This is a genomic window from Sphingomonas sp. RB1R13 (assembly GCF_036663775.1).
GTDB lineage: Bacteria > Pseudomonadota > Alphaproteobacteria > Sphingomonadales > Sphingomonadaceae > Sphingomicrobium.
In genome coordinates, this window is record NZ_JAXOJM010000046.1 from 1 (window position 1) to 1,284 (window position 1,284).

At 69.1% G+C, this 1,284-nt stretch carries 2 protein-coding genes and 1 pseudogene; all 3 read right to left on the reverse strand.

The window, feature by feature from the left end; translation table 11 throughout:
- A pseudogene (locus U1700_RS14695) lies at window positions 1-404 on the reverse strand (tetratricopeptide repeat protein); the annotation flags it as partial.
- A complete protein-coding gene (locus tag U1700_RS14700) occupies window positions 368-745 on the reverse strand; it encodes a cytochrome c-type biogenesis protein (protein ID WP_332753431.1) in 378 nt (125 codons plus the stop codon). The pseudogene U1700_RS14695 and the gene U1700_RS14700, both read right to left, overlap by 37 nt.
- Complete coding sequence (locus U1700_RS14705; RefSeq protein ID WP_332753432.1) at window positions 742-1,269, reverse strand: redoxin family protein; 528 nt, start codon at window positions 1,267-1,269, stop codon at window positions 742-744. Before U1700_RS14705 ends, U1700_RS14700 begins: the two co-directional genes overlap by 4 nt.
- Window positions 1,270-1,284: the final 15 nt, after the last annotated feature.

Here is a 1,284-nt window from a genome sequence, read left to right on the forward strand (position 1 = left end):
TTTCCCAGCTCGGTCCAGTACGGCACGCAGCCCCGATCGCCGCCGACCGCGCCCAGCAGGACCTGCACCGCCGTCCGCTTGTTGCCCGAGCGCGACAGGGCGTCGGCTGCGGTGAACATCGCGGCCTCGCCGCCATAACGCCCGATCAGTTGTCCGCGCAGTTCGGAAATCGCATCATTGTCGAGCAGCGGATCGGGACGCGGCGCGGGCGCGCTCGCCGCCAGGGTCGGCCGCCCCTGCCATGCATAGCCCACCCCGCCCAGCGCCAGCGCGGCGCCCAGCATCGTCCAGAGCGCTCGCGGAAAACGCAGCCACAAGGCGGCGCTCATCGCCGCAGCGGCGATCAGCAGCAGGATCAGCCAGCCCATCAGCGCCGCTTCCGAAAGCTGGACCGCGCGATCCACGCGCCAATCGCCAGAAGCAGGATCGGCGTTGCCCAGAGCAGCGCGGTTGCGCCCGACAGGGGCGGATCATAGCTGACATAATCGCCGTACCGCTCGATCAGCCATTTGCGGATCGCCTCGGGTTGCTCGCCGCGCGCGATCCGCTGGCGGACCAGAGCGCGCATGTCGGCGGCCATGTCGGCGTCGCTGTCCGCGATCGACTGTCCCTGGCACACGACGCAGCGCAGTTCGCCCATCAGCGCGCGGGCCTGCGCCTCCGCACGGGGATCGGGCAGCTGGATATTGCCGTAATCAACCGAAGGCGGCGCGGCGGCCAGCAGCAGGGCGAGCGACAAGCTCATCGCGCCGCGGCCATATCGCGGACGATCTGTTCCACCTGATCGGCGCGGATGTCGCCGATATATTGCCGCACGATCCGCCCGCGTGCGTCGATCAGGAACGTCTCCGGCACGCCCGACGAACCGAGCGCCATCTGCACCCGGCTGCGGCTGTCGTCGCCGATCGCGCCATAAGGATCGCCGTTGCGACGCAGGAAGGCGGCGATGGCGGGCCCCTTGTCATGGATCGCGATCGCATCGATCGGCACCCCGCGCGCCTTCAGCGCCATCAGCTGCGGCGCCTCGGCGATGCAGGGGATGCACCAGCTGGCAAAGACGTTGAGCAGACGCGGTTTGCCGGTGCCGAAATCGCTGCTCGCCAGTCCCGGCTTGCCCGACACCATCGGCTCCAGCTTGAAAGCGGGAAGCGGCTTGTCGACCAAGGTCGAATGCACCGTCGTGTCGGCGGGCCGCATCAGCCCGGCCGCGACCACCGCGAAGAACACCCCGAACAGCCCCAGCGGCAACCAGATCAGCGCACGCTTCATCCCCACAGAGCCTCC

Excerpts from the sequence above, each read along its gene's own strand:
- U1700_RS14705 (WP_332753432.1), bottom strand. The coding sequence starts at position 1,269 with ATGAAGCGTGCGCTGATCTGGTTGCCGCTGGGGCTGTTCGGGGTGTTC.
- U1700_RS14700 (WP_332753431.1), bottom strand. The coding sequence starts at position 745 with ATGAGCTTGTCGCTCGCCCTGCTGCTGGCCGCCGCGCCGCCTTCGGTT.